This is a genomic window from Arthrobacter sp. MMS24-T111 (assembly GCF_054888995.1).
This window is the reverse complement of sequence record NZ_JBTZRO010000001.1, coordinates 2,786,629-2,804,551: the sequence shown is the minus strand read 5'-3', so window position 1 is coordinate 2,804,551 and position 17,923 is coordinate 2,786,629. Positions and strand designations below refer to the sequence as shown.

General features: G+C 68.0%; 13 protein-coding genes and 1 pseudogene. 5 read left to right on the top strand and 9 right to left on the bottom strand.

Annotated features, from left to right (window positions below; genetic code table 11):
• Window positions 1-9: 9 nt before the first annotated feature.
• The 4 genes from ACX5I6_RS13115 to ACX5I6_RS13100 are packed head-to-tail and all read right to left on the bottom strand — an operon-like array spanning window position 10 to window position 3,937.
• Window positions 10-756 (bottom strand): HAD family hydrolase, encoded by a 747-nt coding sequence (locus ACX5I6_RS13115; RefSeq protein ID WP_461840750.1) that lies wholly within the window; start codon window positions 754-756, stop codon window positions 10-12.
• Window positions 756-2,270 (bottom strand): glutamate--tRNA ligase, encoded by a 1,515-nt coding sequence (gltX, locus tag ACX5I6_RS13110; RefSeq protein ID WP_285247625.1) that lies wholly within the window; start codon window positions 2,268-2,270, stop codon window positions 756-758. Before gltX ends, ACX5I6_RS13115 begins: the two co-directional genes overlap by 1 nt.
• Window positions 2,271-2,327: 57 nt before the next feature.
• Window positions 2,328-3,104, bottom strand: coding sequence for a fumarylacetoacetate hydrolase family protein (locus ACX5I6_RS13105; RefSeq protein ID WP_285247624.1), 777 nt, complete (start codon window positions 3,102-3,104; stop codon window positions 2,328-2,330).
• Between the two features lie 5 nt (window positions 3,105-3,109).
• On the bottom strand, window positions 3,110-3,937 hold the full coding sequence (locus tag ACX5I6_RS13100; RefSeq protein ID WP_461840749.1) for an MBL fold metallo-hydrolase: 828 nt from the start codon (window positions 3,935-3,937) through the stop codon (window positions 3,110-3,112).
• 138 nt (window positions 3,938-4,075) lie between these two features.
• Between ACX5I6_RS13100 and ACX5I6_RS13095 the strand changes: the two genes are divergently transcribed.
• A complete protein-coding gene (locus ACX5I6_RS13095) occupies window positions 4,076-4,669 on the top strand; it encodes a hypothetical protein (protein ID WP_461840748.1) in 594 nt (197 codons plus the stop codon).
• 76 nt (window positions 4,670-4,745) lie between these two features.
• On the opposite strand, the gene ACX5I6_RS13090 is transcribed toward ACX5I6_RS13095, so the two are convergent.
• Both ACX5I6_RS13090 and ACX5I6_RS13085 read right to left on the bottom strand, forming a co-directional pair.
• Window positions 4,746-5,858: a branched-chain amino acid aminotransferase gene (locus ACX5I6_RS13090; RefSeq protein ID WP_285247621.1), complete on the bottom strand. Its 1,113-nt coding sequence runs from the start codon at window positions 5,856-5,858 to the stop codon at window positions 4,746-4,748.
• Window positions 5,859-5,962: 104 nt separating this feature from the next.
• Window positions 5,963-7,015, bottom strand: coding sequence for a 3-isopropylmalate dehydrogenase (locus tag ACX5I6_RS13085; RefSeq protein WP_461840747.1), 1,053 nt, complete (start codon window positions 7,013-7,015; stop codon window positions 5,963-5,965).
• A 151-nt stretch (window positions 7,016-7,166) separates the two neighbouring features.
• On the opposite strand from ACX5I6_RS13085, the gene ACX5I6_RS13080 reads away from it, so the two are divergent.
• The 4 genes from ACX5I6_RS13080 to ACX5I6_RS13065 all read left to right on the top strand — a co-directional run bounded on the left by ACX5I6_RS13080 (window position 7,167) and on the right by ACX5I6_RS13065 (window position 12,500).
• A complete protein-coding gene (locus ACX5I6_RS13080) occupies window positions 7,167-8,360 on the top strand; it encodes a sensor histidine kinase (protein ID WP_461840746.1) in 1,194 nt (397 codons plus the stop codon).
• Window positions 8,361-8,362: 2 nt separating this feature from the next.
• On the top strand, window positions 8,363-9,091 hold the full coding sequence (locus ACX5I6_RS13075; RefSeq protein ID WP_285247618.1) for a response regulator: 729 nt from the start codon (window positions 8,363-8,365) through the stop codon (window positions 9,089-9,091).
• Between the two features lie 101 nt (window positions 9,092-9,192).
• Window positions 9,193-9,969 (top strand): ABC transporter ATP-binding protein, encoded by a 777-nt coding sequence (locus ACX5I6_RS13070; RefSeq protein WP_026264225.1) that lies wholly within the window; start codon window positions 9,193-9,195, stop codon window positions 9,967-9,969.
• A 2-nt stretch (window positions 9,970-9,971) separates the two neighbouring features.
• A complete protein-coding gene (locus ACX5I6_RS13065) occupies window positions 9,972-12,500 on the top strand; it encodes an FtsX-like permease family protein (RefSeq protein WP_461840745.1) in 2,529 nt (842 codons plus the stop codon).
• Window positions 12,501-12,586: 86 nt separating this feature from the next.
• Here ACX5I6_RS13065 and metG read toward each other — a convergent pair whose 3' ends face one another.
• The 3 genes and pseudogenes from metG to ACX5I6_RS13050 all read right to left on the bottom strand — a co-directional run bounded on the left by metG (window position 12,587) and on the right by ACX5I6_RS13050 (window position 17,731).
• Window positions 12,587-14,146, bottom strand: coding sequence for a methionine--tRNA ligase (gene metG, locus ACX5I6_RS13060; RefSeq protein ID WP_461840744.1), 1,560 nt, complete (start codon window positions 14,144-14,146; stop codon window positions 12,587-12,589).
• A gap of 35 nt (window positions 14,147-14,181) precedes the next feature.
• Complete coding sequence (locus tag ACX5I6_RS13055; RefSeq protein ID WP_018760051.1) at window positions 14,182-14,937, bottom strand: ABC transporter ATP-binding protein; 756 nt, start codon at window positions 14,935-14,937, stop codon at window positions 14,182-14,184.
• Window positions 14,934-17,731 (bottom strand): annotated as a pseudogene (locus ACX5I6_RS13050) (ABC transporter permease). Before ACX5I6_RS13050 ends, ACX5I6_RS13055 begins: the two are co-directional and overlap by 4 nt.
• Between the last annotated feature and the right edge of the window lie 192 nt (window positions 17,732-17,923).

Sequence of the window (17,923 nt, the reverse complement as noted above, 5' to 3'; positions counted from 1 at the left end):
GGACAGGACTTAGGCGAAGAGCGGGAGGAGATCCGCCAACGTGGTGACCGCGGTTCCACCAAAGTGGGCCGCGGTCTCGGCGTTCCGGTTGAGCCAGACGCCAACCAGTCCGGCCGCCGTCGAGCCTTCCGCGTCCAGCAGCCGGTTATCGCCCACGTACATCGTCTCGGCCGGGACGGTGCCCAGGAGCCGGACGCCTTCCAGGTAGATGGCGGGATCCGGCTTGGCCACGCCCAGGGTGTCAGTTCCGACGAGGTGCTTCACGCGTTCAAGGCCGGCACCGTCCAGCTTGGCGCGCTGGTAATCGTGGACGTTGTTGCTGACGGCGCCGTACGGGATCCCGGCAGCGTCCAAGACGTCAAGAAGCGGCGAAACATCCGGGAACGGCTTCACATAGGACGGCTGCTTTTCCACGTACGCGGCCAGCCAGCGGTGCGATTCATCGCCGTCGCCCAGTTCCACGCCAAAGTGGCCCAGTGCGGCGCGGCCCCGGAGGAGGCGCTGTTCGTTGAACGTCAGCTCGCCGGCCAGGTAGCGGTCGTAGTAGTGCGTGGTCTCATGGGTGAAGATCCGGCCGAACCGCTCCCACCCAGCCTGGTCCAGGCCGGGCAGGAGGTGTTCACTGACCTCGCGCAGGGCGGTGGTCATTGAGTACTCAAGGTCCACCAGGGTGTCGTCGATGTCGAACAGGACGCCCCTGACCACTCCCCCCGGCGTGGGCCGGGCACCCGACCGGGCTTCGCTCGGTGCCGTCATCAGCCGCGGAAGGCGCGGAGCCTGCGCAGGGAGGACTCCTTGCCCAGGATGACCATCGATTCGAACAGGGGCGGGGAGATCCGACGGCCGGAAACAGCTGTCCGGACGGGCCCGAACGCGAGCCGCGGTTTGATGCCAAGGTCCTCCACCAAGGCCTGCTTCAGGGCTGCCTGGATGCCCTCCGCTGTCCAGTCTGCCACCGGTTCCAGGGCGGCAAGGGCGGCATCCAGCACCTCGGAAAGGTTCTCGGGAAGGCCCTTGCGGGCGTCAGCGGCGACGTCGACGGCGTCGTCCGCCTTGAACAGGAAGGCCAGCATGTCCGGCGCCTCACCCAGCAGAGTGATGCGTTCCTGGATCAGCGGTGCGGCTTCGGTGAGGATTTCTTCCTCGCGGTCAGTGAGGATCTCCCCCACCAGGCCTGCGTCGCGCAGGTAGTGCGCCACCCGGTCGCGGAAGACCTTGGGCTCCAGCATCCGGACGTGCGTGCCGTTGATGGCCTCGGCCTTCTTCAGGTCGAAACGCGCGGGGTTGCCCAGGACGTCGTGGATGTCGAAGTGCTCCACCAGCTGTTCGACGGTGAAGATGTCTTCGTCGGCGCTCAGCGACCAGCCAAGCAGGGAAAGGTAGTTGAGCAGCCCTTCCGGGATGAAGCCCCGCTCGCGGTGCAGGAACAGGCTGGACTCGGGATCCCGCTTGGAAAGCTTCTTGTTGCCCTGGCCCATGACATAGGGCAAGTGGCCGAACTCCGGCATGTACTCCGCGACGCCCACGGCGTACAGCGCCCGGTACAGGGCCACCTGGCGCGGAGTGGAGCTGAGCAGGTCTTCGCCACGGAGCACGTGGGTGATCCCCATCAGGGCGTCGTCCACAGGGTTGACCAGGGTGTACAACGGGGCACCGTTGGCACGCACCACGGCGAAGTCCGGCACCGATCCGGCCTTGAACGTGATTTCGCCGCGGACCAGGTCGGTGAACGTGATGTCCTCGTCCGGCATGCGCAGGCGCAGGACGGCCTGCCGGCCTTCGGCCCGGTACTGTGCCAGCTGCTCCTCGGTCAGGTGCCGGTCGAAGCCGTCGTAGCCCAGCTTCGGGTCCCGGCCGGCGGCGCGGTGGCGCGCCTCGATCTCCTCCGGGGTGGAGAAGGACTCGTAGATGAATCCGGCGTCATGCAGGCGCTTGATGACGTCCTGGTAGATGTCGCCACGCTGGGACTGCCGGTACGGTTCGTGCGGGCCGCCCACCTCGACGCCCTCATCCCAGTCGATGCCCAGCCACTTCAGCGCGTCAAGCAGCTGGTGGTAGCTCTCCTCACTGTCCCGGGCTGCGTCCGTGTCTTCAATCCGGAACACCAGGGTGCCCTTGGTGTGGCGGGCGTAGGCCCAGTTGAAGAGCGCGGTCCGGATCAGTCCGACGTGCGGGGTACCCGTGGGCGAGGGGCAAAACCGGACGCGAACGGGGGTCTCAGCGGTGACTGGCGGAATGGAGGCGGCAAGCGACGAAGAAGCGATAGTCATAGTGGCTTCAACTTTACCCGCCTGCCCGCCCTCCGGCCTTCCGCGCGGCAGCCGGGGTCAGCGGCGGACGATCGGGTTGGAGAGCCGGCCGATGCCTTCGATTTCCACCTCGAAGCGGTCGCCTTCCTTGACCAGTCCCACACCGGCCGGTGTTCCGGTCATGATGACGTCGCCGGGCAGGAGGGTGAACGCGTGCGAGACGACGGACACGAGCTCCCGGACGCCCCGGATCATCTGGCTGGTGCTGCCGTCCTGGCGGATTTCCCCGTTGAGCCGGCCCTGGATCTGCAGGTCCTCGGTGTCCAGATCGGTCTCGATCCACGGGCCCAGCGGAGCGGAGGTATCGAAGCCCTTGGCCCGGGTCCACTGCAAATCCGTCTTCTGGACATCGCGGGCAGTGAGGTCGTTGCCGCACGTGTAGCCAAAGATGACATCGTCAACGCGGTCTTCGGGGACGTCCTTGCAGATCCGCCCGATCACCACGCACAGTTCGGCTTCGAAGGAGACTTCTTCGGAAAACTCCGGCAGCACCACGGGGTCGTTCGGACCCACCACCGCGGTGTTGGGCTTCAGGAACAGCAGTGGCTGGGCGGGCACCTCGTTGCCCAGCTCGTGCGCGTGCTCCACGAAGTTCCGGCCCACCCCGATGACCTTGCTCCGCGGGATGATGGGCGCCAGCAGCCGGACGTCCTCCAGCTTGTGGCGAACGGAAGTGCGCTCCACACCGTTGAAGAAAGGGTCGCCGTGGATGACAGTGATTTCCTCACTCCCGGTATCACCTTCCACAACGCCGTACAGGGGATCGGAATCGACAACAAACCTCGCAATACGCATGGCTCCTACCCTACCGTTTCGCCGGCGCCGTCCTGCCTGCCGCGTTCAAGCCCGCGAAGGTAGGAAAGCTGTGCGGCCACGGACAGTTCGGCGGCGCGCCGGACGGAAGGGTCGACGCCGGCATAGACGGCGTCCGCCACCTCAAGCACGGATGCGTCCCCGCCGAGGGTGCGGAGCGCGGCACGGATCTGGGCCAGCCGTTCCTCCCGGTGCCGCCGGTAGTCCCGGACGATGTCCCGCAGGGACGGCAGCACCGGGCCGTGGGCCGGCAGCACAGTCGCGTTCCCGAGGGCCTCCAGCCGTTCCAGAGTAGCGAGGTAATCCCCCAGCGTGCCGTCCGGAAAGTCCAGGACGGTGGTGCCCCGGCCCAGGACGGTGTCCCCCGTCAGCACCGAGCCGTGCTGCCCGTCGGCCGCGAGGTAAAAGCACACGGAATCCGAAGTGTGGCCGGGGGCAGCCAGCACCGTGATGTCCACTCCCGCCGCCTGGATCAGTTCTCCGTCGGCCAGCGGCGCTCCGCCGCCATGGCAGTGGCCGGGGTCAGCCGCCCGCACCGGCGCTCCGGTCAGTTCGTGCAGGCGGGCCGAACCGGCAGTATGGTCCGCATGCCGGTGCGTGACAAGGACCAGTTCGACGACGCCGGCACCGGCCAGTGCCTCCAGGTGCGGTTCATCGTCGGGTCCTGGGTCAACCACCACGACGGCGGAGTGGCCGGGGGCGCGCAGGAGGTAGGAGTTGGTGCCGTCCAGGCTCATGGGGCCCGGGTTGGGTGCCAGGATGAACTGGGTGAGGCCGGAGCTGCGCTGCAGGCCGGGGCCGGTAACTGGGGTCACTGATCCATCCTTGCACCAAGCCCCGCCCTCCCCCACCCCCTTTTCCCTGAGTGCACCGGCGGAATAGATCGGCCGCCTGCGGGGGTTGGCAACCTGTGACAGCACAACGATCTCCACCAGGAAGCCGGACCCCGCCCCATGAGCACACCATCACTCGCCGACCTTCTCGCCCGCGCGGACGCGGACGGCCACGACCATTCGGCGACCGAAAAGGCCACCGGCCTCCTGCACATCCACAACCACGCGACCGGCAGCATCATCTGGTTTCCCACCTGGAAGAAGTTCCGCGAGACAACCGACTGGACGGACGCCGTCACCGGCATCACGGCGGAACTGTCTGCCGCCCCCGCGCCCGCTGACCAGGCCGGCGCCGCACTGATCGCCGCAGACCTGGAAGCGCTGCTGGACCAGGCCTCCCGCTCGGCTGACGCCGCCGTCTTCGTCCAGGAAAACCTCATCCGCCACCTGACCCGGACGTGGGCTGTCGGCGACGCAGTGGCACAGGCCGGCGGCAAGGACCTGTTCAGCAGCGGCTCCGCCCCCGCCGTCTACGCCGGCTACCCCTACGACGTCTATGCCCAGGACGGCGGCGTCTTTGCCACCACGCTGTGGAACGACCTCATCGATGCCCGGCGCAACCGCGTCCTGGCGGAAGAAGCTGCCCGCAAGGCACTCAAGCCCGTGTCCCGCAAAGCGATGAAGAACGCTGCCCGGAAGGCCGCGCGCCGCTGACCCAGCACCGCCTGCGGCAACGCAAAACGGCGCCTTCCGGACCTAAGTCCGGGAGGCGCCGTCGTACGCGGAGAACCTAGGCCAGGCGGGTCAGCCAGCCGTGCGTGTCAGGTTCGGCTCCGGTTTGGATGCCCAGGAGCTTTTCGCGGATGGCCATGGTGGTTTCGCCGGCTTTGGCGTCCTCGGAGCCGATGAACTCGGTGGCGTCCTTCAGTACCCCTATGGGCGTGATCACGGCCGCTGTGCCACATGCGAACACTTCGGCAATGTCGCCGGAGGCCACGCCGTCGCGCCACTCGTCAAGGGTGATCTTCCGCTCGGCCACGTCGCGGCCCATGTCCTTGGCCACCTGGATCACGGACATCCGGGTGACGCCCTCCAGGATGGTGCCGGTGAGGGCGGGCGTGACCAGGGAGCCGTCCTTCATGACGAAGAAGACGTTCATGCCGCCCAGCTCTTCCACGGCGTTGTCATTGGCCTGGTCGAGGAACAGGACCTGCTTGCAGCCGTTGGCTTCGGCCTCCTGCTGCGCGATGAGCGAAGCGGCGTAATTGCCGCCGCACTTGGCGTCGCCGGTGCCGCCGCGGCCGGCGCGGGCGTACTGGCGCGAGATCCAGATGGAGACCGGCTTGAGTTCACCGCCGAAGTAGTTGCCGGCAGGAGAGGCGATCACCCGGAAGGACACCTCGCGGGCGGCGCGGACACCCAGGAACGCCTCGGTGGCGATCATGAAGGGGCGCAGGTAGAGGGCTTCGCCGTCGCCGGAGGGCACCCATTCCTTGTCGGCAGCAACCAGTTCGCGGATGGCGCCGAGGAAGTATTCAGCCGGCAGTTCGGGCAAGGCCAGGCGGCGGGCCGACTTGTTCAGCCGGGCCGCGTTCGCCTCGGGCCGGAAGGTCCAGACGGAGCCGTCAGCGTGCCGGTACGCCTTGAGTCCCTCGAAGATTTCCTGGCCGTAATGGAACACAGCGGCGGAAGGGTCAAGGACGATCGGGCCGTAGGGCTCGATCCGGGCATCGTGCCAGCCGCCGTTGCCGTCCGCGTCAACGCTGTAGTCGACGATGGCGGTGTGGTCGGTGAAGTAGTTGCCGAATCCCGGGTTTGCCAGGATGGCTGCACGCTCTTCGGCGGACTTCGGGTTCTCCGAAGGCTGCCGGGTGAATTCGACGCCATGGGCGGTCTGAGTCATGGTTCCTCCACGATCGGCCGCCCCGGGGTTCAGCGCTGAACAGCGAGGCGGCATTTGGTGATTCGAGTCAAGCTTACGCCCGAAGCCGGGGCCCCCGGCGTGGGCTAGAGTCCGGCGGCGATGGCGTCGCCGACGGCGCTGGTGCTGCGGGCGGTTCCGTCGCGCTTTTCGACGTCGGCAACCACAGCGGCTTCGATCCGGCGAGCGGCTTCGGCGTACCCCAGGTGGTCCAGCAGGAGTGCCGCGGAGAGGATGGCGGCGGTGGGGTCGGCCTTGCCCTGGCCGGCGATGTCCGGCGCCGAACCGTGGACCGGCTCGAACATGGAGGGCGCGGTGCGGTCCATGTTGATGTTGCCGGACGCCGCCAGGCCGATGCCGCCGGTGATGGCGGCAGCGAGGTCGGTGATGATGTCGCCGAACAGGTTGTCGGTGACGATGACGTCGAAGCGGGACGGGTCCGTGACCATGAAGATGGTGGCGGCATCAACGTGCAGGTAGTCGTGGGTGACGCCGGGGAATTCCTGGGCGACAGCCTCGACGGTGCGCTTCCAGAGATGCCCGGCGAAGACCAGGACGTTGTGCTTGTGGACCAGGGTGACGTGCTTGCGTTCGCGGAGGCTGGCGCGGCGGAAGGCGTCGCGGACCACGCGCTCCACGCCGTGGGCGGTGTTCAGGGACACTTCCGTGGCGACCTCGTGCGGGGTTCCGGCACGCAGTGTGCCGCCGTTTCCGACGTAGGGCCCTTCGGTTCCTTCACGCACCACGATGAAGTCGATGGTCCCGGGGTTGGCCAGCGGGCTGCCGACCGTTCCGTAGAGCCGCGACGGCCGCAGGTTAACGAAGTGGTCCAGGCTGAAGCGGAGCTTGAGGAGCAGTTCGCGTTCGATGATTCCTGAGGGGATGCGCGTGTCGCCCGGGGCGGCGCCCACGGCACCGAAGAGGATCGCGTCGCGCGTCTTCAGGTCCGCCAGGACGTGGTCCGGCAGGGTTTCGCCGGTGGCGAGCCAGTGCTCGGCGCCGAGCTCGTAATGTGTCGGCTTGAGCTGCACGCCCTCCGCGGCCACGGCCTTCTCGAGGACTTTGAGGGCCTCGGCAATGACTTCGGGGCCGATGCCGTCGCCGGGAATAACTGCAAGATCGATGGAGGATGCGCTCATGTTTTCAGGGTAGCCAAGTCATCCATATGGTGGGCAAGCCGTCCCACATTTCGGACACGTCGTCAGCGGGCGGCGTGGCGGGCGCGGCGGCCGGAGAAGGATCAGCCCCAGGGATGAGGCACTCGCCACCACGACAGCATAGAGTTCCGGGGTGGAATTACGGCACAAGGTTTATCGCTGGATCCGGGTCAACACTTTCCGAGTTGACCTGGTCCTCATGCTGGCGGTCCTGCTGATATGCGGTCCCGTTTACCTCATGGCGGACCGTCCCTGGCACTTCCTGCTGTCCTGCGCCCTGGTGGTGCCGCTGGCGTGGCGGCGCACCAGGCCGGTGCACGCGGCCGGCGCCACCGTACTGGCGTGCCTCGTCTTGTGGGCAACCGGGCTGGAGCCGCTGGCCGGGCTGCTGGCTGTTCCGCTGATTATCTATGCCGTTGCCGCCTACGGTCCTGCCCGGGCCAGCCGTACGGTCCTGGCACTGGGACTGCTGGGCGGCGTGCTGCTGACCACCCGCAATCTCAGCAGCACGGCTGAGACAGGCGTGCTGGGCCTGACCATCAGCGCTGTCTACACGGTCCTGATCTGGATGCTGGTCCTGTTCAGCTGGACCCTCGGAGACCTGACGCGCGTGCGCCGGCAGCAAATGCAGACCCTGGCCGACCGTGCCCGCCGGCTCGAAATCGAACAGCAGCAGGAACGCTCCCTGGCGGCAGCCGATGAACGGGCGCACATTGCCCGTGAGATGCATGACATCGTGGCGCATTCCCTGTCCGTGATCATCACGCAATCTGACGGTGCGCGGTACGCCGCGGCTGCCGACCCCGCCGTGGCCACGGAGACGCTGGCCACGGTTGCCGCCACGGCACGGACGTCACTGGCCGAAATGCGCCGCCTCCTGGGTGTGCTGCGGCACGGCGATGAGTCCACCACCCGCCCGTTGCCCGGACTTGCGGACCTCGATGAACTGTTCCTGGGGTTCCGTGCGGCAGGCCTTCCGCTGGACGTCGAACAGTTGGGGTCTCCGCGGCGCACCCTGCCTCCGGGCGCCGAACTCACGGCATACCGGGTCCTCCAGGAATCCCTGACGAACGTCCTCAAGCATGCAGGTCCGCAAGCCCGGGCCCGGGTCTTGGTGCGGTGGCAGCCGCGCGGGCTGCAGCTTGAGGTGCACGACGACGGCCGGGGCGCTTCTGCCCATCCGGCAGTCGGAGCCGGGGAAGGCGGCGGTAACGGGCTGCGGGGCATGCGGGAGCGGATCAGCCTTTACGATGGTTCGTTGGCGGCCGGCCCGGCCGCGGGCGGGGGCTTCCAGGTTTCGGCCTTCCTTCCCTACACCGAGGCTTGAGCATGACTTTGCCACTAGACCGCGACAGCACCGCTCCTATCCGCGTGGCGCTGGTCGATGACCAGCAACTGGTGCGCTCGGGATTCAGCATGCTGATCAACTCCCAGCCGGACCTTGACGTCGTGGTCGAGGCCGGGAACGGGCTCGAGGCACTCCAGGCCCTCGGAGCAGCAGCCGCGGACGTCGTCCTGATGGACGTGCGCATGCCGGGAATGGACGGCATCGAGGCCACCCGCAGGCTCATCGAACGCGCCGCTTCCGCCCCGGCCGGGTCTGCCAGGGCTGAACTTCGCATCGTCGTGCTCACGACCTTCGACCTGGACGAGTACGCACTGGCGGCCATCGAAGCCGGGGCCAGCGGTTTCCTCCTGAAGGACGCACCACCGGAGGAACTGCTGGACGCCATCCGCACGGTGCACCGCGGGGACGCCGTCATCGCCCCCTCCACCACCCGCCGGCTCCTGGACCATGTAGCTCCGCTGCTGCGCGCACAGGGCAACGAACGGCCCGAGGACCAGGAAGCCGTCGAACGGCTCACAGCCCGCGAGCGCGAAGTCTTCACCCTCATGGCCCAAGGTCGGTCCAACCCTGAGATCGGGGCAGACCTGTTTGTCTCCGAAGCAACCGTCAAAACGCACGTAGGGCACATCCTGGCCAAGCTTGGGGCACGCGACCGGGTCCAGGCAGTCGTGATCGCCTACGAGACCGGGGTGGTCACTCCCGGAGGCTGACGCTCGGCACGGTGGTGTCAGACCTGGGTATGAGTCCGGCCCCGGCAGGACCAGACCACCGGCCGATTCCCGGGCGCCGGGCCCGGCCATAGCGTGGAACCATGACAACTTCCGCGCATGCCCATACTGCTTTGAACAGGCAAAATATCCCATCCGCTCCCGCCGTGCAGGCCCTCTCCCTGGCCAAGACGTACGGCCGCGGCGCCACCCGCGTCAGCGCCCTGCGCGAGGTCAGCGTCACGTTCGATGCCGGCCGCTTCACCGCAATAATGGGCCCTTCCGGCTCCGGAAAGTCCACCCTTATGCACTGCCTCGCTGGACTCGACAGTGCCGACTCCGGCCAGATCCTGGTTGGCGGAACAGACATTACGGCCCTCAATGACAAACAGCTGACAGCGCTTCGCCGCGACCGGATCGGATTCGTGTTCCAGGCCTTCAACCTGGTGCCCACACTGACCGCCGAACAGAACATCACATTGCCGCTGGCGCTGGCGAACAAAGCCACGGACGCGGCCTGGTTCGACACGGTGGTGGCCACGCTCGGCCTCAAGGACAGGCTCCGGCACCGGCCGCATGAGCTCTCCGGCGGCCAGCAGCAGCGGGTCGCCGTAGCCCGGGCCCTGCTGACCCGTCCCGACGTGGTGTTCGGGGACGAACCCACCGGCAACCTTGATTCGACCGCTGGCGGCGAGGTCCTCGCACTGCTGCGCCGCAGCAGCCGGGAAATGGGCCAGACCATCATCATGGTCACCCACGATCCGGTGGCGGCCAGCTACGCCGACCGGGTGGTCCTGATGAACGACGGCGGCCTGGTGGGCGAGATCGCCGAGCCCACCGCCGGGTCCGTCCTGGCCGCCCTCGGCAAGCTGGGAGGCTGAGCGTGCTGCGCGTTGCCTTCTCGCAATTCCAGTCCCACAGCCGCCGCTTCATAGCCGTCGGCCTGGCAGTCATGCTCTCCGTGGCGTTCCTGTCCACCACCCTGATGGTCGGGGCGAGTACTCGTGCTTCGCTGGGTGCCAGCCTCGGGGAGGCCTACAGCAAGGCCGGCCTCATCGCCACCCCGGACACGGGAACCTTCAACGATGCCGCGCTGGCAGCAGCCCGTGCGGTGCCCGGCGTGACCGAGGCCTATGGCCGGATGCAGGCGTACGCCGAGTTCACCGCAGGCGGCCAGGAGGTGTTGGCGGAAGCCCGGAACCTGGCGCCGATGGCCTTGGAAACCGCGACCGTGACCGACGGCACCCTCCCGGAGAGGGCTGACGGCGTCGCCGTGGACGGGGCTACCGCCGCCCGCTACGGGCTGCGCGTCGGCGACTCCCTGACCCTCAAGGCCCCCGACGCCGCCACAACAGTGGCCATGACCGTCACCGGGATCCTGCGCGGCAGCAACGACCCCTTCGCCTCTGCCCTCCCGCAGATCCTCGCCGGGACACCGGCCGTCAGTGCCCTGGCCGCCGGCGCCCGGGACGCTCAAGGTGGTACCGGCGCCGCTGGCTACGGAAGCATCCAGCTGGCCCTGGCTTCGGGCTCCGACGCCGCCGCAACCAGCAAGAACGTGGCGGCGGCGCTCACCGGTGCCGGCGCCGGGGTGCAGGTGAAGACAGCAGACGAACAAGTCACCGCCCAGGTGGCGATGATGACCGGAGGCCAGGATGAACTGACGATCATCCTGCTGGCATTCGCCGGGGTCGCCCTGATTGTCTCCGGACTGGTGGTGACCAACACCTTCGCGGTGCTGGTGGCCCAACGCACCAGGGAACTGGCGCTGCTCAGGTGCCTGGGGGCGGGCCGGAACCAGGTGCGCAACTCGGTCCTGGCCGAAGCCCTGGTGGTGGGCCTGGTCTCCTCCGCCGCCGGTGTGCTCGCCGCCGTCGCCCTGATGGCTGCCCTCATCGGCTGGGCCGGGACGCAGCCGGACATGGCTTTTGCCACCATGGCCGTCCCGCCGTCGTCCGTCATTGCGGGGCTGGCGGCAGGCACACTCCTGACCCTGGGCGCCGCCCTGGTTCCCGCGAAAGCTGCCACGGCCGTGGCTCCGCTTGCTGCCCTGCGGCCGGTTGACGATGCCGGAATCGGGAACCGGCGGGGCCGCGTGCGGCTGGTGCTGGGCCTTGCCGCCCTTGCCCTCGGGGTTCCGTTGCTGGCCCTCGGCGCCGCGGGCGTGATGCTGGTGGTGGCCTTCGCCGGCGGCGTGCTCTCCTTCGTGGGCGTCCTGCTCTGCGCCACCCTGTTCGTGCCGCGGCTGGTGGGCCTGGCGGGACGGTTGGCCTCTCCTGCCGGCGTCCCCGGGAAGCTGGCCGCCCTCAATGCCGTCCGCAACCCGGCCCGGACCTCCGTCACTGCTGCCGCCCTCTTGATCGGCGTCACGCTGGTGTCCCTGATGATGACCGGGGCTGCCACTGCCCGGCAGGCGTTCGATGACGCCCTCGCCGGCACCTACCCCGTGGATATGGTGATCACCGGGGATGCCCTGACAGCCGCCGAGCGTGACGCAGTGGCACGGGTGGACGGCGTCGCAACCGCGGCTTTGCTGCCGGCAGCGGGCACCTTGGCCGGCGAAGGGATGGGCAGCCCCGTCTATGCCCTCGACGCGGCAGAGGCCGGCCGGCTGCTCCGCGACACCGCGCTCACCCTTGAGCCGGGCAGGATCTACCTTCCGGAAGGCTCCACGGCCGGACCTGTTGAGGTCACCGGGCCGGCCGGGCCGGCCTCCCTGGAAGCGGTGGTCTTGCGGACCCGCAACATCCCGGCACTGGTCTCCACCGACACCGCCCGCCAGTCGGGCCTGACGGGCGGTGGCGTTGCCCCAACAGACAGTGCGCGGACAGATGGCACCGGTCCTGCGGCCAGTGCCGTGTGGCTGCGCCTGGCCGACGCTCCCGGCGGCTACCTGTCCGCGGACCGGATCAAGGACATCCAGTCCGCTGTTGCTGCGGCAGCAGGCGTGTCCGCGGGTGCGGTCAGCGGCGCCGCCATCGAGCGGGTCACCTTCAATGAGGTCATCGACGTACTGCTCTTGGTGGCCACGGGCCTGTTGGGGGTGGCGGTGCTGATCGCGCTGATCGGCGTGGCCAATACACTGTCGCTGTCCGTCCTCGAACGGACCAGGGAAAACTCCCTGCTCCGGGCGCTGGGCATTACCAAGGGCCAGCTGCGGGGCATGCTGGCCCTCGAGGCAGCCCTGGTGGCCGGCGTCGCCGCAGTGATTGGTGCTGCCCTGGGCAGCATCTACGGCTGGCTGGGCGCGCGGTCGGCCCTCGGCAGCCTGGCCGAGGTCACCCCCTCCGTCCCCTGGCTGCAGTTGCTGGGCGTGCTGGGGGTGGCCGTCGTCGCCGGCCTGCTGGCGTCGGTCATTCCTGCCCGGCGCGCGGCACGGCTGTCACCCGTCGAGGGACTTGCCACCGCATAGCCGTGACGGCGGGCCAGTGCGCCTGCAATGGGAAAGGGCAGGTGGCGCGGAAGTCCGCGCCACCTGCCCTCATCCGCACCGGAACCTCAGGCTTCGGCCGGTTCCTCGAATTTGGGGAAGACGGGAACCGGGGCGGGCAGCGCCGTACCGGGAACGATCGGGGTCGCGATCGCGGTGAACTGGCGTGCGTCCCCCTCAGGCTGGCCCAGGGCGTCCAGGAGCTTCGCGGTGGCGCCGGGCATGACCGGCTGGGCGAGGATCGCCACTATCCGGAGCACCTCCAGCGTCACGTACAGCACCGTGTTCATGCGCTCGACGTCGGTCTTCCGGAGCACCCAGGGCGCCTGCTCGGCGAAGTAGGCGTTGGTGTCCCCCAGCACGGCCCAGATGGCCTCCAGGGCGCGGCTGAACTCCTGCTTGTCGAACGCGGCCCGAGCGGCGTCGAGCAGGCCGTTGGCCTGGGCCAGGATGGCAGTGTCGGCGGCTGTGAGCTCGCCGGGGGCGGGTACGGCGGCGCCGCAGTTCTTGGCCACCATGGACAGGGAGCGCTGGGCGAGGTTGCCGAAGTTGTTCGCCAGGTCCGAGTTCATCCGGCCCACGATGGCCTCATGGTTGTAGCTGCCGTCGGCCCCGAACGGGACTTCGCGCAGGAAGAAGAAGCGCACCTGGTCCAGGCCGTAGCGGGCCACGAAGTCGGCGGGAGCCACCACGTTGCCCAGTGACTTGGACATCTTGACCCCGTTGTTGTTCAGGAAGCCGTGGATCATGACGCGCTTGGGCAGTTCCAGCCCGGCGCTCATCAGGAACGCCGGCCAGTAGATCGCGTGGAAGCGTGAAATGTCCTTGCCGATGACGTGCACGTCGGCGGGCCAGTACTTCCGGAACTTTTCGGACTCGACATCCGGGTAGCCCACGCCGGTGAGGTAGTTGGTCAGCGCATCCACCCACACGTACATGACGTGCTTGTCGTTGCCGGGGACGGGGACACCCCAGTCGAACGTGGTCCGGCTGATGGAGAGGTCCTCCAGGCCGCGCTTGACGAAGCTGATGACCTCGTTGAACCGGTACTGCGGGGCGCCAAATTCGGGGTGCGCCTCGTAGAGCGCCAGCAGTTTGTCCTGGTAGGCGGACAGCCGGAAGAAGTAGCTCTCCTCCGCCGTCCACGTCACCTCGGTGTCCGTCTCTTTCGAGTAGCGCACGCCGTCGTCCTTCACCACCGTGTCATCTTCGCCGTAGAAGGCCTCGTCCCGGACGGAGTACCAGCCTTCGTACTTGGAGAGGTAGATGTCGCCGTTGGCTTCCATCTTCTTCCAGATGGCCTGGGATGCGGCGTAGTGGTCCTCGTCCGTGGTCCGGATAAACCGGTCGTAGCTGACGCCCAAGGCAGCGTGTGCCGCCTTGTAGATCTCGGCGTTCCGGGTCACCAGTTCCTTGGGCGTAATGCCTTCCTTCTCCGCGGCCTGGGCGATCTTCATGCCGTGCTCGTCCGTGCCGGTCAGGAACATCACGTCGTAGCCGTCCAGCCGCTTGAAGCGCGCCATGGCGTCGGTGGCTATGTACTCGTAGGCGTGGCCGATGTGCGGCACGCCGTTGGGGTAGGTGATGGCCGTGGTGATGTAGAACGGCGTTTTCTCTGAAGCAGTCACGGTCGGACGTTACCTTCGGTGCGTGAGTGGGTGGGCTAGATCAGTTCTGTCAGGGTATCGCTGAGCCGGACCAGTTCGTGGTCGTGCGAAGCCACCAGGACGGCGATGCCGTCGGAGGTGGTGTCCTTCAGGATGCTGATGATGCGGTTGGCGGAGGCGCGGTCCAGGCTGGCGGTGGGTTCGTCCACCACCAGGACGCGGGTGCCCAGGATCAGGGCCCTGGCGATGGCCACGCGCTGGCGTTCACCACCGGAGAGCTGGGCCGGGCGGTGGCGCATGCGGCGGCCAAGTCCCACCAGGTCCAGCAGGTCCTTGGCCATGTCGCGCCGCTGTTCGACCTCTCCGTCGGGGACGGCCGGCAGCAGGACGTTCTCCAGCGCGCTCATGCCGTCGATCAGTGCACCGCCCTGGTCCACGTAGCCGATGAGCGCACGGCGTCGGTCGGCGATTTCGTCGTCGCCCATGCTTTCGAGCGAGTCGCCTTCCCAGAAGACGCGGCCCGACGTCGGCAGGGTCAGCCCCGCGCCAACGGTCAGGATGCTGGTCTTGCCCGAACCGCTTCGGCCGGCGACGCAGTGCATCTCCCCCGCGTGCAGGGTCAGGTCGAAGCCCTCCACCACGCTGACCGCCTCGGCGCCGCCCTTTCCGCCACCGTAACGGATGGTGATGTCGCGCATCTCCAGCGGGGTGGCGTGATCGGCAGACTTGACGATGGTGTTGGCCCGGGTCTGCAGGGGGACCTCAGTGGAGCCGCTCCGGCGGCTGCGCTGGACATTCGTCGGGTTTGTCATTGGACCACTTTCGTTGCAATCGGTATCCAGCAAAGTACGGCCACCAGCCCGGCCACGGCGGCCCAGATGGCCGCGTAGGGTGCCAGCAGCAGGCCGATGCCCAGGGCGCCCAGCACGCCCAGCGGCAAGGCCACGGTTCCCACCAGCGCGTTCTCGAACAAACGCACCTGGCGAAGCATGTCCGGGTTCCAGCCCATGGCCTGGAGGATGCCCAGGTATTGGCGCTTGGAGTTGAGCTCGAAGCGTCCGGTCACCAGGGTGAGCACCAGCCCCACGGCCACGCCGGCCACTGCCAGCAGGATGCTGGGCAGCGTCACGCTGGCCGCTGCAAGTCCGCTCAGGGCGCTGGCACCTGCGGCCCGCGGAATGTCGATCAGCAGGGCGATCAGGCCGCCGACGGCGGCGCCGAAGACACCTACCGCCACGGCCAGGGACAGGGTGTTGAACTTGTTGGTGCCCAGCTGCCGGTTGGCGAAGGTCAACGGCGAATCGACGGGGATGAGCCGCTCGTCATGCTGCGGTTCCTGGTCGATCACGTCACGGTGGCGGAGTTGTTGCGCGGCGAACAGTGCCGCGCCGCAGTAGAGGACCACGACGGCGGCGCACACCAGGGCGGTCGGCAGGCTCCAGCTCAGCAGGCTCAGCAGGATCCCCGCGGCAGCAAGGAGGACGGCGCCGACGCCGAACTCCTCAAGGACCCAGGTGCGGATCCGCCGTTGGGTCCAGCCCATCGCCCGCAGTGTCCCGGCCTCGCTCCGGCGTTTCCGGATGTAGCTGACGGTTGACGCGCCGGTCAGCAGGGCCGCGCCGCAGAGGGTAAGGAACAGCAGGGTGACGTTTGTTCCGGACAGGGATCCTGCCACGGCGTCGGCGGCGTTCTGCCGGACCCAGGACTGCTGGACCGTGCCCAGCGCGGATTCCTTGCCCGCCCCGTCCTTGGAGTAGCCGGGGACGGCGATGCTGGTGTCCTCGCGGGCGGAACCGGCCACGATGGTGGCGTCCAGGCCCATGTCCCGGATTTCGGCGGCAAGCTTCTCCACCTCGGGCTGGGCTTCCTTCCAGCTGCCCGGAGCCTTGGCCCGGACGCGGACGGCGTCGATGACCGCGGCGTTCTGCTTGTAGCCGCGGGCAGCCGCCAGGCCGTAGTAGTCGGTGATCGCACCGGCGGACTGGCTCGCCAGTCCGGTGGCGCTGAGGGAAGGCTTCAGTTCCGCGGCGGGGACATCCTTGCCTGCGGCGTCCTTGACCAGGGTGAACGGCGTGGGGTCGTAGCCGCCCAGCGGAAGCTTGTTGACGTCACCCGAGGCGGCGGCAACGGCAGCGGGGTCGAACGTGCCATAGACCATGGGCAGCGGCTGGGCCGGCTGCTGCTGGCCGGTGGACAGGTTCTCCCGGTACGAGCGCTCGTCTACCGGGTCGCGCTGGGTCTGGTCCACGGGGGCGCCGCTGGCGGCCTTGTCCGGCAGCCGGTTCACCGTTACCCAGTCACCGGGAACTGCGGTCTTGTCCACGGCACCGTTGGCGGCGGTGTCGCCGTCGGTGTACTTGGGGGCGCCGGCAAAGTTGGTGCTCCACTTGGCGGGGGTGTAGAGGCCCTGGTTGAAGTTGCCGTTGTTCCCCAGCAGGGACGAGTGGTCGGTGGAGCCGGGCCAGGAGAGCACGAAGGGGTCCTTGGACACGAACGGCAGGTAATCCTTGCCCAGCGACTTGGACACCGTGCCGACGTCCTTGACCACCTTGCCGGCGTCGTCGATTTCCTCGATCTTGACGTTGTACTTCAGGTCCAGCGACGTGCCCGACCGGACGATCAGCGGCACGGCCTGTGAGCCGCCGCTGAGCTGGCCGGTGCGCTTGGCCTGCTGGTACTGGGTCATCAGGGGTGCCCAGTACTTGAGCTTGACGCCGAGGAAGTCGGGTCCTTCCTTGAGCTGGTCCATGCTGATGCCGTTGGTGAAGAGGCCTTCCAGGTACCGTCCCACGGCGCCGGCGTCACGGGCGTCGGCGGGGGAGCCTTTTCCAGCGGGGCCAGGAAGTCGCCTGCGGAGCCCAGGAGGGCGCGCTCGGCCGCCGGGTCCACTGCCACGACGGATTCGGTGACCTCGGGGGCGAGCGGCAGCGCCACGGAGAGGTTGAAGAGGTTGTGCTCGGACCCGCCGGCAGGGTTGGGGAATTTTATCCCGGTCTCCCCCGCCGGTGCCGCGATGCGGATGCTGCTGCCGCCCTGGGCCTTCTCTTCGACGAGCCGCGCCTTGCCCAGGGTGCCTTCGGCGGTGGTCTTGAAGAGGGTCTGCTCGGAGTTTCCGTCGGAGCTCACGGCGCTGGCAGTCAGCCGGTACTTCTTTGCAGTGTCGCTGAGGACGGATTCGGCTGCCGGCCACTGGTTCGGGGCGGTGGCCCCTGCGGCCTGGTCGGCGGTGGCGGTGCCGGCGAGCCCGGCGTTGTAGCCGAGGTAGTCCATGGCGTCGAGCCGGGGCGTCTCAAGGTTCTGCGTTACCCGTGAGACCAGGCTGATGGGTGCGGCCACGGACGTGCCGGAGAGTTTCCGGATGGAGTCCAGCTGGTCGAACCCAATGCCGCCGGCGCCATTGGCGATCTCGGGCTGCAGGAGTGCTCCGGAGGGCGCCTTGGCCTGGACCAGGATGTCGTAGAGCCCCCTCGAATTTTCGTCGATTGTCCGGTTGAGCGCGGCCTGTGACTGGCTCTGGACGACGACCGACAAGCACATTGCTGCGATCAAGATGGCCGCGGTCAACAGCAGCACCCTGCTTCTGATGAACCTCTGGACGGCGTTCATGGAACTCCCTGAAACCTGGATTGCGTGCGCGCACTTCCAACCGCCGGGCAGACGTGGGCGATGGCGGACGGATGTGCAAAAGGTATTGGCCGGCCTGCCGGCTATGGTCCTGAACCAGGACCAAGCCACTTTAAGCAGACCGGCCAATCATACGTGGCTCCGCCCGGGCGTGCCTGCGCGGAGGAGCGGCTT